Origin of the sequence: Massilia jejuensis, from assembly GCF_042656795.1 — a bacterium.
GTDB lineage: Bacteria > Pseudomonadota > Gammaproteobacteria > Burkholderiales > Burkholderiaceae_D > Telluria > Telluria jejuensis.
In genome coordinates this window covers 1-25,755 of record NZ_JBHSMS010000073.1, presented here as the reverse complement: position 1 = coordinate 25,755, position 25,755 = coordinate 1, and the positions used below count along the sequence as shown (strand labels likewise).

At 59.9% G+C, this 25,755-nt stretch carries 18 protein-coding genes; 10 read left to right on the top strand and 8 right to left on the bottom strand.

The window, feature by feature from the left end:
- Positions 1-17: 17 nt before the first annotated feature.
- Genes traN through ACFPOU_RS20835 form a run of 4 tightly spaced genes read right to left on the bottom strand, consistent with a single transcriptional unit; the run spans position 18 to position 4,481 of the window.
- On the bottom strand, positions 18-1,484 hold the full coding sequence (gene traN, locus ACFPOU_RS20850; RefSeq protein ID WP_379725936.1) for a conjugal transfer protein TraN: 1,467 nt from the start codon (positions 1,482-1,484) through the stop codon (positions 18-20).
- Entirely contained in the window at positions 1,481-2,908 is a 1,428-nt protein-coding gene (locus ACFPOU_RS20845; RefSeq protein WP_379725933.1) for a hypothetical protein, read from the bottom strand. The genes traN and ACFPOU_RS20845 overlap by 4 nt, the downstream gene beginning before the upstream one ends.
- A complete protein-coding gene (locus ACFPOU_RS20840; RefSeq protein WP_379725930.1) occupies positions 2,905-3,426 on the bottom strand; it encodes a hypothetical protein in 522 nt (173 codons plus the stop codon). The genes ACFPOU_RS20845 and ACFPOU_RS20840 overlap by 4 nt, the downstream gene beginning before the upstream one ends.
- The gene (locus ACFPOU_RS20835; protein ID WP_379725927.1) at positions 3,423-4,481 is read right to left on the bottom strand and encodes an SEL1-like repeat protein; all 1,059 of its coding nucleotides are present in this window, start codon (positions 4,479-4,481) and stop codon (positions 3,423-3,425) included. The genes ACFPOU_RS20840 and ACFPOU_RS20835 overlap by 4 nt, the downstream gene beginning before the upstream one ends.
- Positions 4,482-4,758: 277 nt before the next feature.
- On the opposite strand from ACFPOU_RS20835, the gene ACFPOU_RS20830 reads away from it, so the two are divergent.
- From ACFPOU_RS20830 to ACFPOU_RS20815, 4 genes are all read left to right on the top strand, one after another.
- Positions 4,759-6,225, top strand: a complete 1,467-nt coding sequence (locus tag ACFPOU_RS20830; RefSeq protein ID WP_379725924.1) for a GspE/PulE family protein — start codon at positions 4,759-4,761, stop codon at positions 6,223-6,225.
- Positions 6,222-6,860 carry a thiol-disulfide isomerase gene (locus tag ACFPOU_RS20825; protein WP_379725921.1) on the top strand — a complete coding sequence of 213 codons (639 nt, stop codon included), beginning with the start codon at positions 6,222-6,224 and terminating at the stop codon, positions 6,858-6,860. Before ACFPOU_RS20830 ends, ACFPOU_RS20825 begins: the two co-directional genes overlap by 4 nt.
- 122 nt (positions 6,861-6,982) lie before the next feature.
- A complete protein-coding gene (locus tag ACFPOU_RS20820) occupies positions 6,983-7,462 on the top strand; it encodes a DUF2726 domain-containing protein (protein ID WP_379725918.1) in 480 nt (159 codons plus the stop codon).
- Positions 7,463-7,474: 12 nt separating this feature from the next.
- Positions 7,475-8,161, top strand: a complete 687-nt coding sequence (locus tag ACFPOU_RS20815; protein ID WP_379725915.1) for a hypothetical protein — start codon at positions 7,475-7,477, stop codon at positions 8,159-8,161.
- Between the two features lie 258 nt (positions 8,162-8,419).
- On the opposite strand, the gene dnaB is transcribed toward ACFPOU_RS20815, so the two are convergent.
- The 3 genes from dnaB to ACFPOU_RS20800 all read right to left on the bottom strand — a co-directional run bounded on the left by dnaB (position 8,420) and on the right by ACFPOU_RS20800 (position 11,121).
- Entirely contained in the window at positions 8,420-9,796 is a 1,377-nt protein-coding gene (dnaB, locus tag ACFPOU_RS20810; protein ID WP_379725912.1) for a replicative DNA helicase, read from the bottom strand.
- Between the two features lie 141 nt (positions 9,797-9,937).
- Complete coding sequence (locus ACFPOU_RS20805; RefSeq protein ID WP_379725909.1) at positions 9,938-10,468, bottom strand: hypothetical protein; 531 nt, start codon at positions 10,466-10,468, stop codon at positions 9,938-9,940.
- Positions 10,469-10,731: 263 nt separating this feature from the next.
- On the bottom strand, positions 10,732-11,121 hold the full coding sequence (locus ACFPOU_RS20800; RefSeq protein ID WP_379725906.1) for a hypothetical protein: 390 nt from the start codon (positions 11,119-11,121) through the stop codon (positions 10,732-10,734).
- A 594-nt stretch (positions 11,122-11,715) separates the two neighbouring features.
- Here ACFPOU_RS20800 and ACFPOU_RS20795 point away from each other — a divergent pair.
- From ACFPOU_RS20795 to ACFPOU_RS20770, 6 genes are all read left to right on the top strand, one after another.
- Entirely contained in the window at positions 11,716-13,125 is a 1,410-nt protein-coding gene (locus tag ACFPOU_RS20795) for a competence protein CoiA family protein (RefSeq protein WP_379725903.1), read from the top strand.
- Between the two features lie 639 nt (positions 13,126-13,764).
- Positions 13,765-14,670, top strand: coding sequence for a WYL domain-containing protein (locus ACFPOU_RS20790; RefSeq protein ID WP_379725900.1), 906 nt, complete (start codon positions 13,765-13,767; stop codon positions 14,668-14,670).
- Between the two features lie 22 nt (positions 14,671-14,692).
- Complete coding sequence (locus tag ACFPOU_RS20785; RefSeq protein ID WP_379725897.1) at positions 14,693-18,220, top strand: helicase-related protein; 3,528 nt, start codon at positions 14,693-14,695, stop codon at positions 18,218-18,220.
- Positions 18,221-18,297: 77 nt separating this feature from the next.
- Complete coding sequence (locus ACFPOU_RS20780) at positions 18,298-21,195, top strand: DUF1156 domain-containing protein (RefSeq protein ID WP_379725894.1); 2,898 nt, start codon at positions 18,298-18,300, stop codon at positions 21,193-21,195.
- An 11-nt stretch (positions 21,196-21,206) separates the two neighbouring features.
- Positions 21,207-24,083, top strand: coding sequence for an ATP-binding protein (locus ACFPOU_RS20775; protein WP_379725890.1), 2,877 nt, complete (start codon positions 21,207-21,209; stop codon positions 24,081-24,083).
- 137 nt (positions 24,084-24,220) lie between these two features.
- Positions 24,221-24,991 carry an ankyrin repeat domain-containing protein gene (locus ACFPOU_RS20770; protein ID WP_379725887.1) on the top strand — a complete coding sequence of 257 codons (771 nt, stop codon included), beginning with the start codon at positions 24,221-24,223 and terminating at the stop codon, positions 24,989-24,991.
- 24 nt (positions 24,992-25,015) lie between these two features.
- Here ACFPOU_RS20770 and ACFPOU_RS20765 read toward each other — a convergent pair whose 3' ends face one another.
- Entirely contained in the window at positions 25,016-25,582 is a 567-nt protein-coding gene (locus tag ACFPOU_RS20765) for a recombinase family protein (protein WP_379725884.1), read from the bottom strand.
- Positions 25,583-25,755: the final 173 nt, after the last annotated feature.

Genomic DNA, 25,755 nt, shown 5'->3' with positions numbered 1-25,755 from the left:
GGGTGCCTTTCATTCGACTAGGGGGTGGTCGGTGGTGGCGGCGCAACGGGTGCGGCGCCGGGAGGATAGGCTAGGCCGTTGCCTGGATTCTGCAGCGCGCCTTTGTCGGTGTTCTCGACGACAGGGGTGTAGTTGCCCTTGACGTCGGTTGGAAGACCGGCCTGTGCTTCATCGAGCAACTTGCCTGTGAACTCGCTGAAGTTGATTTGTGTGAAATCGAGCTGGCTGACCTGCTCTGGCGTCAGGCCGGAGCAGTCTGCGACGTCCTTCCCCATTTGCGTCTTGCCCTGGATGTTGATGATCTTCGCCAGCACCGAATTGAACGAGCAGTGATGCTGCGTATGCTCGACACAACCACCAAGCACGCTGCTCGTGCATTCTTCGCGCACGAAATGGGTCAGGTTTGCTCCCTTGTGCATCTGGAACATCATTTCGTCCTCGCTGCACTGGGCAAGCGACATGAGATACTGGATGACGAGCTGGGCGGCGAACACATAGGGGTTGAAGGTGACGAAGCCTTCGCCGGCGGACATGCCGAACGTGCTGGAAAGGTCCATGGTTCCAGGGAGCGCCGATCCCATGTTGAGGGTGCCGGTACCGTAAGTGAAACCATAGGCGCTCAGGGTCACGCCCTGGGTCGCGAAATTGGTGCCGATCGCTTGGCCGAAGCCGGTTCCCATGTCCTGAAGTACGACGCTCTCGGCTGTTTGCACCGACATCAGGAGACCGGTCGAGAAGTATTCGACGTTCTGGTACATCGCGTCGAACACGTAGGGAGACGCGGTATCAATGAGCTTCTCCCCCGCGTACTTGGCCACACTGAAGGCCGCGTTCCCGGCCATCTTCTGCATGAAGCCGCGATTCGACGTGGCACCGGGTATTCCAGTGCAGCAGTTACGGAGCCCAAAATAGCCTTTCGTGCATGTTTCAGGAACGCCGTTAAAAATGGTTTGGTTGGGCTCCGCATACACCTGCGTCTGGCGCGCGATCTCCATCGCCAGGGCCGCCTTCACGAACGTGTTGTTTTGATTGGCCGGCGCCGTCATGGAGCTTGTGTCGAACAGATCCGATGAGCATTCCAGCTGGGTACTTGTCTCGGCCGCGCTCGTCAGGCACTTGTAGGTAAAGTTCCAGGCAGTGCACGCACCGTTTTCTTCCTTGTGGTCGGTGCACAGGCTCGTAATGACCGAGCAGGCCGAATTGTTTTCATAGGGGGTGCACGAGTTCGCAGGAACGGCACCGTCGCAGGCGTACTCGTAGGTGTATTTCCAGCAGGTATGGGTGAGCGGTAGCGCCCCGGCCGGCAACGTCGCTCCGGCCAGACACACCATGCGGCCGTCGGTCAGGGTTTTGCACGGCGTCGCGTCGACGCACGTTTGCGAGGCCGGCACCAGACTGCACGCACCAGGCGGATAGCTTTCGGCAGCGGCACTAAAGGGGAGTAGCCAGGCGGCCGCGATGGCGGCGACGATCGGTCGGATCATTTCGGATCTCCCAGTTTAACCCCGGCACTTTGCTCGTAGGGGGCGCAGTTGTTAATCCAGCTCACTTGGGTCGAATAAGTAATGCACTGGTCACCGACAGGACTGGCGCCCCCGGGGCACGAATACACCGTCTCGGGTGGCGTATTCGTGGTGGTCACGCACTGGCTGCCCGAGAGGGTGCCGGAGGCGCATGTGTAGGTGACGCTCGCCGGCGTGCTGGTGTCGGTCAAGCAGCTGCTGCCAGACAGGGTGCCGTTATCGCATTTGTAGTTCAGCGTGGCGGTCGTCGTGGTCGTACACGTATCGCCAGAAAGTGCTGCGCCGTCCGGGCATTTGTACGTGAGCGCTGCGCGAAAGGAAACGAAACCGAATGGATCGTCGCGGTCAGTGGGATTATGCGAGCACCATGCGATATTGTTGGAGTCGTACGTCAGGGTCCAGATATCTGCCGGCGTGTAAGACCACTCGGGTGGTGGGCATGACGGGACACCGTCGGCCGGCGCCGACGTCACACAGCGATCCCCCTGTAGCTCACCGGACTGGCAGGAGTGGTAGGGCGTTGCCGGTATGCTCGTTTGCGATACACAACTGGTCCCGTTCAACGCGCCACCGTCGGGGCAGCTATAGGTCGCCGTCGCCGGGCTACCGGTCGTGCTCACGCAATACTGTCCCTGCAAGACCCCACCATTGCATTTATACGAGACCTGCGCAGGCGTGTAGCTGGTGGTGACGGCCACCGCCAGTTCCTGGCTGCAGACCTTCAGGTTGGTACTAACGGTTTTAGAGCAGGTATTGGTTTCGTACTGCGCGGGCTTGGTAACGATCGGGGTCGAGACGCAGGTCTGCGTCGTGGTCGCGGACGCGTTGTGCTGGGCGTTTTGGGTGAGGCCGAAAACAGGGTCGGCGGCGGAAATGGCGTCGCGGTATCCGAAGTTCGACTGGCCGGCGCCGTAAGTATCCGTGCAGTTGACGCCGGTGGCGCTCGGCACGCCCACCGTGCCCGTGATCTGCGCCTGCGCACTGGTGAGCGACACGCAGTCCTTGTTCATGAACTTGACCGCTGCGCATTCCTGGTCCGCGATGGGGTCGCCAGTTGGCACATAATTTTTGCAGTTTTGGATCTTGGCATTGGCAAGGCCTGAGAGCGCGCCTTGTGCTGCCGTGGTTCCGTAAAGCGGAGAGCTGGTCAGCGGCGACGAGAACGCACCTAGACCCGAGGGCATCGTGGTCGGCATCGCCGTTGCACCAGCCGCCCATGAGGACGGATTTACGCCGGCAGGATTGACGATCTGACCTGGTGCTGTCGGGGCGATCGATTCGGCAAACGCCTTACCATCCGATAAGGTCTGTGCGTTTTGAGCGAAGAGCGTGCCGTGCGCCGCGAACGACACGAAAACGCCGGCCAGTATCCGATTACTCATCATTTTTTCGCCTCGCCTTTCTTCGGTCGTCCCCCGAATTTCGCTTTGAACTGTTCGCCAGTCAGGCTCCCGTCGGCGACCGCGCGCGCCATCGCCGCCTGCACTTCTAGCGTCTCTGCGGGCCATGAGCCGTCCTTGCACTGGGCGTTTGCGGGTACCAGGACAGCAGATCCTTTGCACAACCGAAGCGGAGGGCCGCCGTCCTCGCAGACGTTCAGCTGGCCACCGAACTGGCCCCATGCCGTATTGCTAGACTTCTGATACAGGGTGTAGCCGACGCGGCCGCAGCGGGGCTGCTCGGTAAAGCGAACGATACGGACGAACTCGACCGTAATATCACCCTGGCTCCCAGTTCGTTCCTTAATCTTCCGAGCTACCAGCTGGGCGCCCTGAGAGCCGGGCAAGGCGGTACTGGCGCGCCCCTCTTTCAGCGAGACGACTGGCGGACTATCCGGAGCCATCTGGGCAGCGGCGGATACCGGAAGCAGCACAGCAAATACCCATGTAAGCGATCGCATCATTTAGCTTCCTTCATGACAGGTTCGTAAAGGTCGACGTCGCGCTGCGCGAACGGCAGGTAGGGGACGCTCCATGAATAGTGAAAACGATTGGTCTGGCGCGACTGTTCCAGGGCGCGGACCTCAGTCACCGCGAAGGAGGCGATTCCCTGAACGGCAACATCTGCATTCCTTCCACCGGGATTCGCCGTGCTGCTTTCGTAGCACGTGCGCGCGAGCGCCTTGGCGTCTGCCCGGACCGGGTTGGCTCGGAGCTGATTCACCAACCTGTATTTGCAGTAGAGGAATTCGCGATCCGGTCCCGCCCGCTGGGTTATCTGTTCGAGCCAGCGGTAGCCGTCAAGAGCACCCGTGCCTATCGAGTCGCGCAGCATCTTGATCCGCTGGGTGAGCGGCAGCTGGTTGTTGTAGGCCGCGTTCGGGATATGTGCGAGTCCCGAATAACAAAATTGCCCTAACCGCAGCGCGGAGGCCTGGTCACCGCGGCGGTACTCGATGAAGCTGGCCAGCCCGCAAACCCTGCCAGAGGACTCGGCGCCGATCGCGAACGCCTGATGCACGAGCTCGCGTGCCATGTCGACGTCCTGTGCTTGTCCCTTGCCGACATAGGCCATGTTCGCCAAGTTGAAGACGGCGGGTTGATAACGCCGGGACGCCGCCGCGCGGTAGTGCTCGCGCGCGAGCTGCAAATTTCGTGGCGCGCCGAACAGGCCGTACTCGTACACGAATCCGCTGAAATTCTGGGCCTCGGGCACCCCCTGGCGGCTGAAGTTCAAGAGCTTGCCAAGGATCTCGTTGCGATCCTTACCAGCCCGCATCGGTACGGTGCGGATCAGGCTGATCACCTCCGGGCCTTGGGGCGACACGGCCGAGAACGCCCCGTACTTTAGCGAATTGCCGAACTGGTCAAGCGTGGGAAGGGATCTTTTGACCCGGCTGATCATCGAGTCATCGACTGCTGCCTCCGCCGCCTTGTTGTGTTGTGCCATCGAGCCGGCAAGCTGCTCGATCCGCCCGGAGCCGAGCAGGTCGCGGTTCCATTGCACTTCCGGCGTCACGGCCGGGTGCGCGGGCCCTGCCGGCTGTTGGGCAGATGCTGGCACAAGTAGCGTGGACAACGTTAGGAACACGGGGCCGGCAAGCTTCACGGCGCTGAATGGAGCGGACTGGCGAACGATTACTGGAGGCATGATCGGGTCGAAAAAGTCAATCAGTATTAAGAATTATACGCTTGCTAACGCGGTAAAACTTAATTTAAATTGACTTTTTTCTTCGGCCTGCGTACGCTTGTTGTGCAGTTATGTCAACTTTCCTCGACGGGCTTGACCGACTCCCATGAGCAATTTCACCCTACCCGACTATCCGGAGCTGTATGGCGACCGTCTGACCGAGGACGAGCGGATGGCCTTGATGCCGATTACCAGTGGCGCGAATCGTGCTGTCGAGTCGACGCTGTTGAATGCGTTTGCCTACGCGGTGATCAGTGGCGCCTCGGACGTCCATATTTCCGGGCATGAGTGGCAAGGACTCCATGTTGAGATCGGCATCCGTACTTCGGTCGGCATGGTCAACTTTGGCTACGACCGCGACAATAATGGCAAACACTTCCGCACGAAGATGCTCGAGCTCACGAATACGCCACAGGGCGGGAGCACCCCCGACCTGTTGTCGACCCGTTTCTCGTTGAGCTTTCCTGCCTGGTGGGCTGAACAGCACAACCTGCGAAACTGCAACGGACAGCCTTACGACATTGATGTGCGCGTCGAGTACGCCAGAACATTCGACGGCTGGAAGTTCACCAGCCGGATCATCAACCAGCAGACCGCTCCCAAGCTTGAACAATTGCGGCTGCCTCACGCCCTCGAGGCCCTGATCCGCCGGGTTATCTGCGAGCCGAGCGGCCTCATCCTCGCGACGGGGCCGACGGGTTCCGGCAAATCCACGCTGCTCAACGCGATGATCAATTACCTGATCAATGGGCAGAACGCCATCGTCACGATCGAGAATCCGGTTGAATATCGCCTTCGCGGTCCGGGGCCGATTACGCAGATACCGGTACGCGGCGAGGTCACGTTCGCCAAAGCGCTGCGCTCGGTCTTGCGCCAGGACCCGGACATCATCCTGATTGGCGAGATCCGCGACGTCGAGACGATGGATGTAGCACTCGATGCCGCTTCCACCGGCCACCTGGTCCTGTCGACACTGCACGCTAACAGCGCGACCGACGCCGCGTCCAGGGCGCTCGACCTGCTGCCGGATCGCACGCGGGACGCTGTGCGTCTGGCCGAATCCCTCAAGCTGATCATGGCGCAACGACTCGTCTACAAATTCGAGTCGGAGATGGCGCCGCGCGAACTGGGCATTCACGAGCGCTCCTGGCTCGAGGACAATGGTCTCAACGTCGTTCGATCGCTGCAGGAAACTGTCTCGCAGACCAAGGTCGGCAAGTCTGCCCTTATCGAGGCGATCGACATCGACTACCCGATCAGCCAAATCATCCGCGGCGATCGGTTCGACCCAGACGCGATGTACAGGCTGGCATCACGCCAGCTGCAGTACGAGACCCTGGTAATGGCCGGGTTACGAGCGGTAGAAGAGGGGTACGCAAAATTCAGCGACTGCCGCACCAAGCTTGAGACGAACCGCTCGGCCGGGGCGGCGCCCCCGCTGCGGACAGAGCTGGCCAGGCGCTTCGGCCTGACTTACAGCGAGGTGGCGCGCGGCATTGACAAGTTCGTCACCGAACAGGAACTGAACCACGAAACCACTCTTGATGCCGTTTTTGAAAGGATGTTCAAGTGATCAAGCGACTCATTGCCATCTTGGCGCTCGGGGTAACGTGCTCCGCGCAGTGCGCCCCGTCGTCACCCAGCCCGCTGGCCGACCAACTGCGTCCGTACTTGCAAGTCAAAACTGTCGAGGGGGATGAATTCCGTGTCCGCGCCTTCTTTTCACCATCCTGTAGCTTCTCAAAGCAGTACCTTCCCTTTTTTCTGAACCTGTCGAACACGCTTCCCCAAGACAAGCAGTTTGCGTTTACGCCCGTCGTGAACAAGGCAGACGGTCTTACCTACGCATTCGCATTCGCAGCGGTCCAGCGCTTTTATCCACGACACGTGAATAACTTCGTCGAGGCATCGCTGCGCGGCGTGCAGGACATGGGGCTCTCCACCCGCAACTGGGTAGGCATCGAACGCATCGGTAAGGCAGCCGGCATCCCAGTGCCAATTGGCCGCCTGGTCGAAGACAACCTGCCCATCTTGAAAAGCGATGTCGAACAGTTGATGACGCTGCGGAGCAAGCTAAAGATCACCAATACGCCCAGCGTTTCGATCGCGGGGACGTATATCGTGACCCCGGAATTCACCGGCGGCGACACGAATCAGTTCAGCACACTGGTCAACGCGGTCGTCTCAATGGTCACACTTCACGAGTAATCCCTTTCGCAACGGAGCACGTTCGGTGCGCGACCAGGTCGCACCCGCTTTCGCGCGCGAAAGCGCGAGCCTCGCTGCGCCCAAATCACTTCTTTCGCGCGCGAAAGCTTGAAGGAGCCGTCATGCTGGACATGCCATCTTGGGCTACAGGAGCTGCCCTTATTGTCGCGTTATCGCTCGGTGCGATAGGCGTCGTACTCAATTTTCTTTTTGGAGCACGGGTAGGCAAGTACCGCGCACGTGCACTAATGACAGACAACGAACTTGAATTTTTCTTCAGGTTATCGAAAGCGCTCCCGCACCACCTGGTCTTCCCCCAGGTTTCGCTGCAAGCGCTGGTCGAGGCAGCCAGCTCCGACAAGAAAACCGCGCATGCCGACCGTCTTAGGATAGCCCAGCAGCGCGCCGACTACGTGGTCTGCAACCCGGCCGGCGCAGTCCTCGTTGTGGTTGAGTTGGACGACCGGACGCACGAGGGCAAGAGGGATGCGGTTCGGGATGCGCGGCTCAAGCAGGCCGGAATAAAGACGGTGCGCTACCCATCCAAAGCCAAGCCGTCGTTGGCAGCAATTCAACAAGATATTCTCGGACTGAGCAAATAAGGAGAAGGAACAATGAATCAGCTACGGAACCTGCGTCGCAGCGACGCTATGCTTGGCTTCGCTGTCACCTTGGCCTTGGTCGTCGTCATGGTGCCTCTTTTTGGTACCGTCGGTGGGATGGTTGCAGGCTTTGCAGGCGCTGTAGCGGCCTGCCAGCGACGTGCTTACATGGACGATCTTTCAACAAGGATATCGGGATGTGTTGACGCGGTATGGGAGGTCGAGTTCGAGGGCGTGACGATCGGAACGCTGCGCGACGCTGACTACGCACGTATCTGCAACGAAGTGTATGGCGACTGGATGCGTTACCTGGCTCAAGCACAAGCCTACGGCGGCGTACTTTTAAAGTTGGCGGGCATCTCGGCTGTCGCTATCCCGACATCGGCGTTCTGGATTTTTGTCATAGCCGGCCTCGCAAGCCCGGACCTGTCCGCGTCGACGATCCGGGACTTGATCGTAATGACGCCTGCGCACGTTGCCCAGACCACAAAGACCCTCGTGCCACTTTTTATGATGGGCGCGCTCGGCGTTGCGGCGTTCTCCCGTGTCTTTCGCGCCACGAATGTCTTCGATGCCGGGATTGCCGATCAGGTACGCAGGCACTTCCGAGTCCCGGTCTATGGGCGCATGACACTCACGCGGTCCAGCCAAGAGGAGAGGGCCATTTTTGCGGATAGCCCGTCAGTGAAAGGGTCGTAGGTTAAGGCGCGGCCAGCGAACACAGCGATGCTTTTTCGTCGATACAACCACAGGCACGATCCCGATCGCCGCTCCTGCGGCCGTCTGTCACGTCCAGTCTGCCTCATTCGAGGCGTTCGCGTCCACCGTCCACCCCAACGGGGACCTGGAAGCGCTCGGGCGACCAGGTCCAGCGCCGACACCGACCAGATCCAGCCCGGCGCCCGCTGGCACACGCTGCAGCGTTTGAGCTCGTTCCGTAGCACGCTCTCTCCAGGGTTAGCGGTTCCCGGCGTAGTTCACGAATTTCGTGTATTCCCCGATCCAGGTCAGACGCACCATTCCGGTGGGGCCGTTACGCTGCTTGCCGATGATAACTTCCGCAGTCCCTTTGTCCGGCGAGTCCTCGTTATAGACTTCGTCCCGGTACAAAAATATGATGACGTCGGCATCCTGTTCGATCGCTCCCGATTCCCGCAGGTCCGACATGATCGGCCGCTTGTTCGGCCTGTTCTCCAGCGTACGATTCAGCTGCGAGAGGGCGATGACAGGGCACTGGAGCTCCTTGGCCAGTGCCTTTAGTGAGCGCGATATCTCTCCCACTTCGGTTGCGCGATTATCTCTGTTGTTCTGGCCCTTATTGTCCGACACCATCAGCTGCAGGTAGTCCACTACGATAAGCCCTGGCTTTCCATGCTGGCGTGCTGCGCGCCGTGCGCGTGACCTCAGCTCCATGGGGCTAAGGGCTGCGGTCTCGTCAATGTAGATCGGCGCGCCGTTCAACTTCTGAATTGCGTGCGTCAAGCCCACCCAGTCTTTGTCTTGCAGCTTTCCCTTGCGCAGGCGTTGCTGGTCGACCTGGCCTACGGACCCGAGGATACGCCTTGCCAGCTGAGTTCCGCCCATCTCCATCGAGTACACCGTCACTGGTTTGCTGGTGGCGAGCGCATAATTCTCACCAATATTCACGGCAAAAGCAGTCTTGCCCATCGACGGCCGCCCGGCGACGATCACAAGATCCCCGGGTTGCAGTCCCGAGGTGATCTCGTCGAGATCCACAAAGCCGGTGGCCACCCCGGTTATGCCGGCGTCGTCGTCGCGTGAGCTCAATTCGTCGATCTGCTCGATCACCTGCGCTATCAACGGTTGCAGCGGGACCGCTTCCTCCGACCCGCGCGCACGTTCCGCAGCGATGCTCAGGATCCTCGCCTCGGCCTGGTCGAGGACTGCGGCGACGTCTTCGCCCCGCAGCTTGTAGACGTCCTCGCTTATGTCGTTCAAGGCGACGAGCAGCTCCCGCATCACGCCGCGGTTCCTTACTATCTCGGCATAACGCCTGATGTTCGCCGCGGACGGCGTGCTCTGTGCCATTGCATTCAAGTAGGCCATGCCGCCGCAAAACTCATCCTTGCCGGATTGTTTCAGGCGCTCGCTTACGGTAATGACATCGGCGGGCATTCCAGTGCTGACCAGATGGATGATCTCCATAAAAATCAGGCGATGGTCATGACGATAGAAATCGGCGGCGCCAACCATCCCGCTTACGCGGTCCCATGCGGAGTTATCGCGAAGCAAGCCGCCCAGGACTGATTGCTCGGCTTCAATTGAGTGGGGTGGAATGCGAAGATCGTCGACTTCAGAGTCCTTTTGTTGCATAGATTTCTTTAAGAGTTGTTTGCTGATCGGTCATCCCGGATGGGTCGCGCCAAACGGTCTTGGAGTGGAGCACTGTACCGTGCGCCGTCGTGTGCGGCAAATGCCGGGAACGGGCGGACGTGGCCACCGCGGCGACTGTGCTCAGATCAGTGGCGATGCCTGCTCCAGAACTTGATAGATCCACGTTACATTCCCTGGGAACTGCACAGTAACCTTCTGTCCACCCTGCAACAACACACGCTTCGAAATGACTACGGGAGGCGGTGCCGATCGGTCGGTGCACACGACCAGACCGTTCTCCGAGCCAAATTGGTTACATGGCTGGATGCTGAATTCCATCTCTGTCTCACGCCCGAAATTTTCGTCGAAACCACCGGCGGGAAGGTGCCGACGGATGAGGGCCTGCTGGCCGCCAGCCAGGATCACCGTGGTAGTGAGGGTGTAGGTCGACTGGCGGTTCGCCTGCAGCAAAGCCGCGGACGCCACCCCGTTGCGCTCTTTGAGGCTGCTGCCGGCATAAAGGCGCGCCGGGCCTTGAGTCACCAGCTCGCTGTACCCGAGATACTTTGCCGTCGACCGTGGTGCTTGGCTCGACGCACAACCCGCTACAACGACGCTCGCTGCGACGCCAGCGGCAACGCCAATGACTTTCTTCCAACCCGAACTGTTCATGCCCACCCCTCTTGATTGCGGTTGCCCCGTGGCAACCTCTGTAGACATGATACGGGACGGCATTGCAGATTGTCGGCTGGCAGATGGAAAAGTGGCAAAAACTTGAAATTTTTGTGCACTTTCTCGACGACGGAATCGTGACCGTTGTCTTGGCGTGGTGAGAATGTCAATCAGGCTGTGAAGACCATTGCACCAACCGCTTCCCCACCGGGACGACGCAAGTCCTGACCGGCCCGCGCAGCTGCGCGGCCCATTGTGTCCTGTTAAGCACTTCCGCCGGTAGTGAACTTCAACTTCTGCCTAAACAAGACCTTTAGCATCTCGTTTTCTGTAACGTTCAACGGCGCGCTTACCTTCGCCGGCAGGAAGGAATGCAATTCAGGTGCAAATTTTCGGAATTCTGGTACCGCATACATGGCCTTTGCTAATGCGTCCGAAAATTCCGGATCGTCGTGGGTGTACGAGGTGCGCACGAAAAACCCGCCAACAATAGCCTTGGGATCTGAATTTCGTCGAGCGATACATACGGCGTACACATTGGGGAGTAACTTTAAAAGCGCAGGCTCGGTCGTAAAGGTATCGTGCTGAATCGAATCAAACTCGTTGAACGTGCACCAATTTAATGGAACAACCACACCACCCTTTGCAGCCATATATTTCTCCTAAAAGAATTGTTGGATTGAACCCAGGGCTGCATCGGATTGCGGAAATGTCCTACTTGCATCGTGGCCAGTTGTGCTAGCCAAGCATCCGAAACGGCAGTATGACGAACTTTCTTTCTAGTCTAACGAACTTTGTTTTCGTAGTCGTGCGCGAAAGCCTGGCCGGCGCAGACGCCAGGTTCTGCTACTTTCGCACGCGAAAGTCCCTCAAGGGGTTCCTCTGGCTACGGTACACCTGGCAGCGCTTTTCGTCGGGCCGGTGCGTTCGGCTGTTCCGATCATCGTACTGGTAACACTGACGCAGATCCGGAGCCTCGGTCGGTATCGCACGAGGTCACTGATCGACAATGAACTAGAGGTCCGTTTCACCGCTTACGCGTGCCCGGACCGTCTGGTCCTTCCGCAAGAGTCGTGCAGGCGTTGGTCGCCACGTGCCGGTGAGCCGCGCGTATACGCCACCGGCGACCGCCGTAAAAACCATTGTTTTGCTGCGTCCCCTAATCTAGAGTAGGGGCTCTGCCAAAGTTCTTCGCAGACAACCTGCTGTTTACGGAAGATGAGGCCGGTCCTGCACTATGGTAATTTATGGAAAAGTCTGACGAGATCTCGAAATTCCAAGCGCTGATGAGCCTCGCGATTGAACAGCGGGACGATCTAACTGCGGAAATCCGCTATCAAAAGGGCGTGCTCAAGTCTCTGGGCTTAACCGATGGCGAACTCCTCGATTTGATTCACGACCGTCATGCTCGAGCACCTATCTCCACGGGCCGGGCTCAGCTTGCCTTGGCAGCCGTCAGGCACGCGGCTGGTTTGCCCGCTCATTCGAGCCCGCCGACGATCCGGCGCTCATGGAGTCCAGCTCAGGCGTTCGATGAGCGCACAGCGCAATACATGCGCGCAAGCGGGAGGGCGCCGCGGTCACGCTCGCCTGCCGAATCTCGCCTGGTGCCGCAAAAGCACGCCGCCGAAGCGCAGGAGGCCCGGCTGGCACCAGGAGCTATGCCAACCGCGATCAAGCAGACCGACGCCCTGCAGCCCCCCATCGCGCTTCAGGTTCCGTATGGCGTGTCTCAGCACGGAGACCTGGTACCCGCGCGTGATGCAGATGCAGAGGCGGTGTATGCGTGCCCGGGCTGCGCAGGGCTCCTGGTCTTGCACGCCGGCGCCGTGCGGGCGAAGCACTTCGCCCACAAAGCGAACACGGCGTGCAATGGCGAAACGCTCGCGCATATTACGGCTAAGCTCCTCGTGGCGAAAATAATCAACGAGCATAGCGATTCCAAGACTCACATTACGCTGCAATGCACCTGTAGCAAATGCGAGTCACCGGTGCAACGAGAATTGCCCCACTCTGCTTTTACCGACTCCGAAATTGAGGAGAGGATTGGGCCGTATGTTTGCGACGTCGTCGCTTTCAAAGAAGGTACGCCTGTTTTGGCCGTCGAGATTTTCAACTCGCACGCCGTCGGCGGGGAGAAGGCCGAGCAGCTCGAATTGCCGTGGATTGAACTCGAGGCCGCCGAGGTCCTAGCGGATCCTTTCAATTGGCGTCCCGTGCAGATGCGTCTAAAACCTACGTTGTGTCTTGACTGTAAAGCGGAGCGTGCGGAATTGGAAAGAGTAGCCGCGCGCTGGAAGCTGCCGCTATCTAACCCGTTATATGTCGCTGCCGTGGCGCCCTGCTGGGGGTGCAAGGAAAAAATCCTATGGTACTGGTGGCAGGGCGTGCCGTTTGCCCAGGAAAAACCACCTGAGCCGGTTCCACGTACCCTGCAGTTTCGGTTCTCGAAGATGTATGGTGGAAAATACTGGATGAACATTTGCCCAGGTTGCCGCGCGCCGCAGGGCGATAACTTTGTTTTTCTCGCGTCGGACTCACCATTTAGCAAGCTTCCTATTAATGAAACGCAGGAAATGAAGGCCAGTCGCCAGCATCAGAACGCTGCGGTCGTCACGCAATTCATGAACGTTATTAAGCGCAACTTGGGGAGCTAGCAAAGGTTTTCAGATAAGCCGGGATCCGCGTCCGCTGCCCACGACGCTATGTACGTCCTGATCGAACTGCGAGTCATGGCTAATGCATTTTCCAGGCACTGCTAAAGTGGTATCGGCTGAGCTGGCTGCAAGGTATATGCGCTCGTCAGAGTTCCACTGTTCTGACTACATGTGCTATGCAGCCCGGCCGCCGCTCCGTCAATGTCAGCATGACGAGCGCCTAGTCATGACGTGTCTCAGCATGGTCCTGATCCAGCCGCGGGGCGCAGCCCGTCGCCCATCAACTACCGGCACGAAGGCGCGGGAGCGATCGTAGCCCTGCCCAGGTCAATCACGTTCGCGTCGCTGCGGGGACCAGCCCTGACCTTGAAACGCAACTCGTTTACGCAATCCCCCGGCAGCAGAGGCCGCTGACGGACTGTCGGGATAGATAGGCTTCGCGACTGAGCGCAGCTTGGTGCTCGAGCTCGAGCAGCTCGTTGACCAAAGGGTGAGCCCGGATCCCTCTGTCGTCGTGGCGCTTCATTTTGACTCTTTAAGGCTAGCACATCCATCAAGTTAACTTTATCAAAATGATTAACCAAAAAGCTTGAATATGGTATTGTGCTATCGGGAAATTATTCGAAGAGTGATTAGGCTATGCCTTTCTTAGACCAGTTGGAAGAGCTGCCAAAAACACAACGCGAGCGGCTAGCCTATATTGAGGTCAAGGCGTTTTTCTGCGGCGACCTGACTCGCCATGATATTGAACGGCGCTTCGGGGTAAAGCCGGCGGCGTCAGCGCGCGATCTGGCCGCTTACCGACGCCTTGCACCGAGCAACCTGGTCTACGACGCGTCGCTGCGCAAATATTTGCCTACGCCCGAGTTCTCACCGATTTTCGAGCAATCGGCTGAGCGCGCTCTGCTCTGGTTCCGATCCGGTATTGGCGATGGCTTGAGCGTCAGCGGCCGACGCGTTATTCCTTGCGAGAGCGTCGGTGAGCTTGTCTCTCCTGAAGTGCGGACCTTGGGCGCGCTCACGCGCGCTATCACGGCGGGCGAGTTGATCGAGGTGAGTTATCTTTCGTTGTCCTCGGGACCTTCGGCAAAGACGATTGCGCCACTGGCTCTAGCGGACACGGGCCTGCGTTGGCATTTGCGAGCGTTCGACCAGGACAAGAAGCGCTTCGCGGATTTTGTACTAACGCGGATCATTAAGGCGACTCCACTGAACCGACCAATTCCGGAGGAACATCGTCTGGAGCATGACGCTCAGTGGACGCGCATCGTCGCGCTCGATCTGGTTCCTCATCCTGGCGTGAAACATCCGAAAGCCGTTGAAGCCGACTACGGCATGACCGATGGCTCTTTGAGGCTTCAGTTGCGGGCCCCGATGGTTGGCTACGCCTTAAAGCGCTGGGGCGTGGATTGCTCGGAAGACCACTCGCTGGACCCATCGTCGCACCACCTTTGGCTTGCGAATCCACAGACTCTCTACGGCGTAGAAAGCGCCCCCCTGGCGCCGGGCTACAAAGCTCTTGAACCCGCCGTGATGGCGCGCTGAACTCAATGAAAGACTGTTCGCTATGAAACTGGAATCGATTTCCAAGGGCGCTCTCATCTCTGGGCTTGAAGAGGGGCGAGTCGTGCGCGTTGTAAGCGCGGATCCGCTTGGTGACAACGCGATAACCGTGGTCTACAAGAGTGACGATGGGCGCTTGGGTGAGCGCGTCGTGTTCAGGAATGACGAGGCCAAGCTATCGATTGCCTCCGCAGGGCGGCCGTGGAGCTTCGACGCGGATGGAGCGGACTTCAAGCTGGCGGCTGAGGCTTACCGGATCCATTTGGCGCATTTGTTCGACCCCATGATGGCGGTCCACACCTCGAATGTTCAGCCGCTGCCTCACCAGATCACAGCCGTCTACGAGTCGATGTTGCCAAGGCAGCCGCTGCGCTATGTCCTGGCTGACGATCCCGGCGCCGGCAAGACGATCATGGCGGGTCTTTTGATTCGCGAGCTCTTGATGCGGGCCGACGCCGCGCGCATCCTCATCGTGTCCCCAGGCAGCCTGGTCGAGCAATGGCAAGAAGAGCTGTTTGAAAAGTTTGGTCTCTCGTTTTCGCTGTTCACGCGCGAACTGGCGGATCAGAGCCGGGCGGGGAATCCTTTCGATGACCACGATTTGCTGGTGGCGCGTCTGGATCAGCTGTCTCGAAGCGAGGAGCTCCAAGAGAAGATCCGCAATTCCCGCTGGGACCTGATCGTCGTCGACGAGGCTCACAAGCTGTCGGCGACCTGGTATGGCACGAAGGTCAACGAGACCAAGCGCTTCAAGCTGGGGCAGCTGCTGGGCTCGGTCACGCGTCACTTCTTGTTGATGACCGCGACGCCGCACAACGGCAAAGAGGAGGACTTCCAGCTGTTCATGTCGCTGCTGGACTCCGATCGCTTCTACGGCAAGTTCCGCGATGGCGCGCACAAAGTTGATGTAACCGACCTGATGCGTCGCATGGTCAAGGAAGACCTCCTGAAATTCGACGGCACGCGGCTGTTTCCTGAGCGCGTTGCCTACACCGCTAACTACAGCCTCTCCGAAGCCGAGCGTCAGCTCTACAACGACGTGACCACTTACGTCAAAGAGGAGATGAACCGCGCGGACAAGCTGGACGGCAAGCGCAAGGGCACCGTGGGCTTCGCTTTGACCGCGTTGCAGCGCCGGCTCGCCTCGAGCCCCGAGGCGATCTACCAGTCGTTGAAACGCCGGCGGGAGAAGTTAAAGCGCCGTATCAGCGAGGAGAAAATCAAGCAAACCGGCGACGTGAAGGCGATGGCCGAGACTTATTTCGACAAGGGTTCCGAGGACATTTGGGAGTCGGCCGAGGACATGGCGCCGGAAGACTACGAGAATTTCGAGGAGGAGCTCGTCGATCAGGCGACCGCTGCTCAAACCATCGCGGAGCTCGAGGCGGAGGTGTTCACGCTGGGGCATCTCGAAGAGCAAGCCAAGACGCTCGTTCATTCCGGACAGGACCGCAAGTGGGAGGAACTGCGCGAGCTGCTGCAAAGCACGCCGGAAATGCGCGGCGCCGATGGCTTGCAGCGCAAGCTCATCATCTTCACCGAGCACCGTGACACGCTCAACTACCTCGCGGACAGGATCCGAGGGCTGCTGGGCAAGCATGAGGCCGTGGTGATGATCCACGGCGGCGTTCATCGCGAGGATCGACGGAAGGTCCAGGAGCTGTTCAGAAACGACAAGGACACGCGGGTGCTGCTCGCGACGGACGCGGCGGGTGAGGGCGTGAACCTGCAAAACGCTTATTTGATGGTCAACTACGATCTGCCCTGGAACCCCAACCGCTTGGAGCAGCGCTTCGGCCGAATTCACCGAATCGGCCAGACCCAGATTTGCCATCTCTGGAACATGGTCGCAGCGGAGACGCGCGAAGGCGATGTGTTCCAAAAGCTCTTCGACAAGATCGAGATCGAGCGCAAGGCGTTGGGCGGCCGCGTGTTCGACATCCTGGGGGAGGTGTTTGACGGCGTGAGCTTGCGAAACCTGTTGATCGAGGCGATTCGCTACGGCGAGGATCCGGCCCGAAAGCTGCACCTGCGCGAGGTGGTCGCCGGCGCGCTCGAGACGGAGAAGCTGCGGGAGATCATTCGTCGCAACGCCCTTGCCGAGGAGGTGATGGACGAGCAGCGGCTGTTCGCATTGAAGGAGGAGATGGAGAAGGCCGAAGCGCGCAAGCTGCAGCCTTACTTTATCCGCTCGTTCTTCGCCCAAGCGTTTGAGCGGCTCGGCGGCGACTTGCGCCCTCGCGGGTCTGGCCGCTACGAAATCACGTTCGTGCCCGCGTCGATCCGGGAGCGTGATCGCCAGATCTCCGGGCGCGACAGGCGCAGCATGAACCCCGTTGTGACCAAATACGAGCGCGTCTGCTTCGAGAAGGGAAAGTTGACGGTCGAGGATAAGCCCAACGAGGCGGTGGCCAGCCTTTTGCACCCAGCCCACCCGCTTATGCAGTCGGTCGTGGATCTCATGATCGAGCAGCACCGAGGCAAATTAAAGCAGGGCGCCGTTCTGGTGGACCCCAACGACGAGGGCATCGATCCTAAGCTGATGTTCCTGATCGACCATTCCGTCAAAGAGGGAGGGGAGTCAGGCGTGGTGGTCTCGCGCAGGCTTCAGTTTGTGACCATCGATCGCCATGGCGCGATCGCGAACGCTGGCTGGGCGCCGCACCTCGACCTTAACCCGATGGAGCCCTGGCAGCGCGCGTTGGTGGCCCAAGAGATCGAAGCGGACTGGATCAAAAAAGACTTGGATGAGGCCGCACTGGGCCACGCCTCCGATCGACTGGTGCCCGAACATTTCGACGAGATTCGCGAGCGGCGAGAGCGCCAGGTCGACAAGAACCTGGCTGCAATTCACGAGCGCTTGGTAAAAGAAATCGACTACTGGTCGGACCGGCACGAAAAGTTCAAAACCGATCTCTCCGCGGGGAAGGACGTGCGGTTGACCTTGGAGAACGTGCGCCGAACGATCGATGAGCTGACCGTCAGGCTTGAGTCGCGCACAAAGCAGCTGCAAGCGATGCGCGATGTGGTGTCGAGCGTTCCGGTCGTCGTCGGGGGCGCGCTGATTATTCCCGCTGGCCTCATTGCCATGCGCAGCGGCGAGGCGGAGGGGCCGACTTGGTCAGCCGACGCCAAAGCTCGCGCGCGGGTCGAGAAAATCGCGATGGACGCGGTTCGCAAAGCCGAGAAGGCGTTCGGGCACGAGGTCATCGATGTCTCAGCGGAAAAGTGCGGCTGGGATTTGACCGCCGTGGTGCCAACCGTCGATGGCAATCTGCCTCAGGCGCGTCACATTGAGGTCAAGGGGCGGTCAAAAGGTCAGTCGACCATCACCGTCACGCGCAACGAGATCCTGTATGGGCTAAACCAGGCTGAGAAATTCATTCTCGCGATCGTGCTCGTCGACGAGGAGAGCTACGAGGGCCCCTTTTATATTCGCGATCCCTTCACGCAGGAGCCTGACTGGGCGGTGACCAGCGTCAATCTGGATCTCGCGGCCTTGCTTAAACGTTCAACGCCAAACGGCGCCTGAGATGAAGGCAGCCATTAACAATTCGGCTCAACAGCTGCAATGTCAGCGCGAAGCGCTGTGACAAACTAAAGTATCAAATGACGATAATTAAAACCCCAAAAAAGCTCATCGAGGTCGCCCTGCCTCTGGACGATATCAATGACGCGGCCGTCAAGGAGAAGTCCATTCGCCAGGGCCACCCGTCCAGCCTCCATCTGTGGTGGGCAAGGCGTCCGCTGTCAGCGGCGCGCGCGGTGATCTTCGCTCAGATGGTGAACGACCCGGGCTACGAGCGCAACCTGGGGCGAGGGGTCAACAAAGAGAAGGCCAAGCTCGAGCGCGATCATCTTTTCGGGCTGATTCGGCGGCTCGCGTCGTGGGAGAACACCAATGACGCCAAGCTCCTTGAAGAGGCGCGCGCCGAGATCGCCAAAAGCTGGCGCGAGACCTGCGAGCTAAACCGCGGCCATCCGGACGCCAAAGAGCTGTTCGATCCGGAGAAACTCCCTGCGTTTCACGACCCATTCGCCGGAGGGGGCGCGTTGCCCCTTGAAGCCCAGCGTTTGGGATTGGAGAGTTTTGCCACCGACTTGAACCCTGTGGCGGTGCTCATCAATAAAGCGATGATTGAGATCCCGCCGAGGTTCTCGTCGAGAGCGCCGGTCGGCCCCATTCATGAGTCGATCAAGCAAGCGCGCCTGCCCACCGATTGGAACGGGGCCCAAGGCTTGGCGGAGGATGTGCGCCGCTATGGTCGATGGATGCGCGACGAGGCGTTCAAACGCATTGGCCATCACTATCCAGAGGTCGACTTGGGGAAAGAGCAGGGCGGCGGCAAGGCGACGGTGCTCGCCTGGCTTTGGGCTCGCACGGTCAAGAGCCCCAACCCGGCGTTCTCGCATGTCGACGTCCCACTGGTGTCCAGCTTCATCCTGGCAAATCGCGCCGGTAAAGAGTCGTATGTCGAGCCCGTGGTCAATGGCGACACCTATCGCTTCGAGGTGCGCTCCGGGAAGCCTCCAGAGAGCGCCAAAAACGGAACCAAGGCGGGGAAGGCCAAAGACTTTTTCTGTCTGCTGAGCGGCTCCCCGATCGCGCGCGACTACATTCGCGCCGAAGGGAAAGCGGGCCGCATCGGCGTCAGGCTCATGGCCATCGTCGCTGAGGGCGTGAAAGGTCGCATCTACCTGTCGCCCACGGAGGCGATGGAGGAGGTCGCTCATCGCGCGGCGAACGAGTCCATTGTCGACGAGGCGCGCGAGTCGTTTCTGTCTGGATCGACGCCAACGCGCGCGATGATCACTGGGGGCGTGTGTTCGGCGTATGGCTTGACCACGTGGGGCCACATGTTCACGCCGCGGCAGATCGTCTGCTTGACCACGTTCTCCGATCTCGTCTCGGAGCTGCGGGAGCGGATCAAGGCCGACGCGGTCGCCAGCGGCTGGCAAGACGATCATCGGTCCCTCGACGATGGCGGGCTGGGGCCAGCGGCTTACGCGGACGCCATCTCGATCTTCATGGCGTTTTGCCTCGACAAGATGGCGGATCTGGGCAACAGCCTGGTTCGTTGGGAACCTACCGCTCAATGCCCGCGCCAACTGTTTGGCCGGCAGGGCTTCCCCATGCTGTGGGACTTCGCCGAGGCCAATCCGTTCTGCGACAGCTCAGGTTCCTGGGAGGTCTTCATTGATGGCGTGGCTAAGGCGATGGACAAGGTATTTGCCATCACCCCGGCATGGTTCCGCGGGCACGCCTCTCAGCAGGACGCGCAGACTCAGAGCGTCTCGCATCGCAAAGTGGTCTCCACGGATCCGCCGTACTACGACAACATTGGCTACGCGGACCTGTCCGATTTCTTCTATGTGTGGCTGCGCAGAGCGTTGCGCCCGGTCTTCCCCCAGCTGTTTTCGACCATGCTCGTGCCCAAGGCGGAGGAGCTGGTGGCGACGGTTTACCGGCATGGCAGCAAGCCGGCTGCGGAGAAGTTCTTCCTTGACGGGATGACGGAGGCCATGCACCGCTTGGCCGACCAGGCACACCCCGCATTCCCAACCACGATCTATTACGCGTTCAAGCAGGCCGAGACGACGGACGCGGGGACGAGCAGCACGGGCTGGGAGACCTTCTTGGAGGCGGTTCTCGCGGCCGGCTTTGCGATCACGGGAACTTGGCCGCTTCGGACCGAAAACGGCAGCCGGATGGTGAGCCAGGGGACCAACGCGCTGGCCTCGAGCATTGTGCTTGTGTGTCGCCAACGTGCTGGTTCCGCCTCCACGATTTCGCGCCGGGACTTCTTGCGCGAGTTGAAGGATGAGTTGAAAGAGGCGGTGGATGTGATGATTGGCGGCGCCGAAGGCATCTCGCCAGTGGCCCCGGTCGACCTCGCGCAAGCCGTAATCGGGCCCGGAATGGCCATCTTCTCCAGATACACGGCCGTGCTAGAAGCCGACGGCAGCCCGATGACGGTCCACAGCGCTCTTACGCTCATCAACAGAATGCTGACCGAGGGGATCGACGATTTCGATTCCGACACCCAGTTTTGCCTGGGATGGTTTGACGAGCATGGTTGGGCCGCCGGCGAGTTCGGCAAGGCCACGGTGCTGGCCAGGGCCAAGGGGACCAGCGTGGACCACGTCCGAGACGCTGGAGTGGTGGAGGCCTTGTCGGGCCGCGTCAGGCTGTTCAAGCCTGTCGAATACGCCGACGAGTGGTCGCCATCGAAGGACAACAACACGCCGGTATGGGAGGCGCTGCATCAGCTCATCCGCGCTCTTCGCACTAACGGCGAAGGGGTGGCGGGAGCGCTGTTGGCGGGGATGCCGCAGCGGGCCGAGCCCATCCGAAGCCTGGCCTATCGCCTGTACACGCTCTGCGAGCGCAAGGGGTGGGCCGAGGACGCGCGCGCATACAACGAGTTAATCACCTCTTGGGTGGGCATTGAAGAGGCGTCGCACGTGAAAGGGCACTTGGGATCGCAAGTCGCCATGGACATCTAAGGAAGAACACCATGACTTTGAAGCCTTGGCGAGAAATCGCCGTTCCGCATGAAGACGTCCTGAAGGGCACGTTTCAGCAAGCTGAGTTCGCCGCCGACATCTCGAAGGTCCATCAGGGCATCGCGCCCGAAGAATATCAGGACGCCTCGCTGTTCTTCCAACGAACCTTCATTACGGAGGGGATGCGCCTCTTGCTGGACTCCGTTGTGAAGCGCCTAGCGGGGAAGGGCGGCGATCCGGTCGTCCAGCTGCAGACGGCGTTCGGCGGCGGCAAAACCCACACGCTGCTCGCGGTCTATCACCTGGCGAAGGGAGCGACCCCCGCGAGCAAGATGCTGGGCATTTCGCCGATTCTCGACGCGGCTGATATCACGGAGCTTCCGAAAGCTCGGGTCGCGGTCCTTGATGGCGTCGATCTGCTCGACCTGGCGAGCAAGCCGCGCGCGCATGGGAACACAACGGTCAAAACCATTTGGGGCGAGCTCGCTTGGCAGCTGGGCGGCGAGGCTGCATACGCCAAGATCATGGAGTCCGACCGCGACGGAACCGCCCCTGGCAAAACGGTCCTGGCTGAGATCATCAGAGGCAGCGCGCCTTGCATCATCCTCATGGATGAGCTGGTGCGCTATGTGTCCCAGTTCGAGGAGGGGAAGACGCTGTCGGGCGGAACCTACGACACCCAGCTCTCCTTTGTTCAGGCACTGACCGAGGCCTTAAAAGCGGTGCCAAACGCGATCCTTCTCGCGTCGCTCCCGTTCTCCGATCGCGAGGCGGGAAGCCAGCAGGGCGTCAAAGCGCTGCGGGCGCTGGAGCATTATTTTGGACGCGTGCAAGCTTTATGGAAGCCCGTGGCCACCGAAGAAGCTTTCGAGATTGTCCGCCGGCGCCTGTTCGCCAAGGTCAACGACGAGCTCGCGGCCGAGGAGGTGTGCAGAGCGTATGCGGATTATTACACGGCCAACGCGGGGGATCTCCCTCAGGACGTCCAAGGCAGCGGCTACCTCGAGCGGTTGAAGCACGCCTACCCCATTCATCCAGAGGTGTTCGATCGACTTTATGAGGACTGGTCGTCGCTTGACAACTTCCAGCGCACGCGCGGCGTGCTGAAAATGATGGCGACAGTCATCCACCGGCTTTGGACCACAGGGAACAACGACCTGCTGATCCAGCCTGGAAGCCTGCCGTTGTTTGACTCCGCCACGCGCAACGAGGCGATCTACTACCTTCCGCAAGGCTGGGATCCTGTTCTGGAGCGCGACATTGACGGCGAGCGCGCGGCGACCACGGAGCTCGACAACGCTCGGCCCTTGTTTGGGGCGATTCACGCCTGTCGCCGAATCGCGCGCACGGTGTTTCTGGGCTCGGCCCCAGACGCCGGCGCGGTGGGCGGCGCCAAGCATCATCGCGGCATTGAGCTCGAGCGCGTTCTGCTGGGCTGTGCTCAGCCGGGTCAAGTGTTGGGGCATTACAAGGACGGCGCGCGCGCCCTGGTCGACCGCCTGCAATACCTCAACAGCGCGAACAACCGCTTCTGGTTCGACACGCGTCCGAACTTGCGTCGCGAGATGGAGGAGCGCAAGCGCCGCTTCAATCTGCGAGAGGACGTCTACCCGTTCATCAAGGACAAGCTTCGGTTCTCCAACGGTGTCTTTGGCGGCGTGCATGTGTTCACGCCCTCGGCCGATGTGCCGGACGATTGGCAGCTGCGTTTAGTCGTGCTCCCGCCCGAGGCAACGTTCAGCAAGGGGGCTCAATCCGCGGCGATCGACGCGGCCACTGCCATTCTGAAAAACCGGGGCGATCAGCCGCGACAGAAGCAAAATCGATTAGTCTTCCTGGCGCCGGACACCGACAGCCTGGCGCGCCTGAAAGACCAGGTCACCTCGTCTCTGGCTTGGAGGTCCATCGTTGAGGATGTGCGCGAAGGCCGGCTGAATCTTGACGGCCACCAGACCAAACAGGCCTCAAACAGCCTCGACCTTGCCAACGACGCGCTAGGCCGCATGATTCGCGAAACGTTCAAATGGCTTCTGGCGCCGTTGCAAGAGGCGAAGCCGGGCAAGGGCATTGGCGAGCTACAGTGGGATCATTTCCAGATCAATCCGGCGGTCATCAATCGCGTGGAAGAGATTGAGCGTGTGCTCAAGGAGAACGAGCTGCTCATTAACGAGTGGGCGCCGATTCACCTGGCCAAAATGCTCCAGACCTGGTTCTGGAAAGACGACACGCCGACCGCCGGCGCGTTGGATGTGTGGCAGAAGACGTGCTGCTATCTGTATCTGCCGCGGCTGCGCGACTCCGACACTATCCGCTCGACGATCGCCGCTGGCCTCTTATCCCGCGATTTCTTCGGCATCGCATATGGGGTCGAGGAAGGGCGCTATCAGGGGTTCCACTTCGCCGAGAACACGACCCCAATTTTCGACGATTCGCTTTTGCTGATCGATCCCAATGCATCGTCGACCTTTGCCGCGCGGCTTGCAGAGGAGGCTGCCGAGCGGGAGGCGAAAGTCAAAGGCGAAGCGGCCGGGGCGGCTAGCGTCGCGGGAGAACCGACGCCGAGCGGCGGCGCCACATCTAAGGCGGAGGGAGCCTCGGTGTCCAGCTCGACGACAAGCGCCGCTGGGTCGGGTCCACGCGGATCCAGCGCGTCGGCCAAGAAGCGCATGTTTTTCGGTTCGGTAGAGCTCAATCCGAACCAGGCGAAATTGCAGTTTTCGGATGTGGCTGAAGAGGTACTGATGCTGTTGAACAAGCCGGGCGTTAAACTACGTATAGCTGTTGAGATCGAGGCTGAGTTGCCGAGCGGGTTTGACGAAAGTGTCCAGCGGGCCGTGCGTGAAAACTGCGACCAGTTGAAATTCAAGAACCGTTCATTTGAAGAGTGAACGGCCTTTGGGGCTGTAGGCAGCGATGGTGGTTTCCTTGCTGGCGCTAAGTGGGACGACAACCTTGCGCATGATGGCATTTGAACTAGCGCGCATGAGCTATTCATGACGTATCTTTAGTATGGCGAGAGGGAAAAATGACCCCAGACGTAGTAGAACTGGCTTATAAGGGAGAGTGGCCCGAGCTCCTGCGTCATTTGGAAAGCCAGCCCCATCTTGTGAACTCCATCAGTGCCAAGGGCTACACCCCTTTGCACCAGGCAGCGTGGCACGGCGCGGGCCCTCGCGTGATCGGCACGCTGCTTGCGCTGGGAGCCAACGCCTCGGCCCGCACTTTCAATCGACATGAGTCTGCAGCAGACATTGCCTTGGAAATGCATCCCGAGCGAGAGGATTTGCACTTTCTCTTAAGGAATCGCAGTCGGGCTCTCGCGCCGCTACTTCGTAAGCTAGTCGCGGAGAAGCCAGAACTCTTCACTGACTACGACGGCAATCGGGTGTTGTGCGATCGTGTGATCGAATGCCTGTGCAGTGGGGATCCACAACGGGAGGAGGCCGATGTTGGCCAAGCCCTGCTGACCGCTATCCGCGCCGTCGCCGGATCGGCCTTTATCGACTCTGGATGCATCGCTTTAGGAACGTCGTATATTGAGATGAAAGCGACGAGCGCGCCCTGGCTGCAGACGATCGTTCCCGCTGTTGTCGAGATGGCGTCGAGAGCGAGCTTTGTTCCGTTAGCGCCCTCGTTCGCCGTCATGACCGACCTGTTTGACCCGACGCCTTCTCAGTGGGGATCCCGAGGCGATCCCTTTTTGTGGATGGAAATGAGTCGAGTGCTCTGCCACGTGGCCATTCCGAAAGAGGACCGTGACGTCGAGCGTATCCTGCTAGGCGGTTTTGGGGTTTGAGGTGCAGTGGAACGGAAAACCGGGTTAAGGAGTTGGCGTTACCTTCAAGTATTGATACAGGGTTTCCCGGCTGATGCCAAATTCACGCGCGAGCGTTGATTTTTGCTCGCCGGCACCGGCGCGGCGGCGCAGCTCGACAACTTGGTTGTCCCCCAGCGCTTTCTTGCGACCCCGGTAGGCTCCGCGTTGCTTGGCCAAAGCGATCCCTTCGCGCTGTCGCTCGCCGATCAAGGCCCGTTCGAACTCCGCGAACGCCCCCATTACCGACAGCAGCAGGTTCGCCATTGGCGAGTCTTCGCCGGTGAAGCTCAGGCATTCCTTGACGAATTCGATTCGTATCCCGCGCTTGGTCAACGTCTGCACCAGCCGGCGCAGATCGTCAAGATTGCGCGCCAGACGGTCCATGCTGTGCGCGACTACCGTGTCGCCTTCACGGGCAAACGAAAGCAAGGCGTCGAGCTGCGGCCGCTGGGTGTCCTTGCCCGAGGCCTTGTCGGTGAACAGCTTGTCCACCTGGACCTGATCGAGCTGACGCTCTGGATTTTGGTCGAAACTGCTGACCCGGACATAACCGATGCGTTGACCTCGCAAAACATGCCCCCTTAACAAGATGTGTCAGGAAAGACTCTATGACCGTTCAAGGCACATGTCAAGTAATCGCTATACCAACCCTATCCTGACGCCTCGCGCTGAGGAGGCCTGACATCAGGTTAGGGTATAGCTCAACCGGACACCCATGAAGGCCACGCTTGCAACACCGAGCC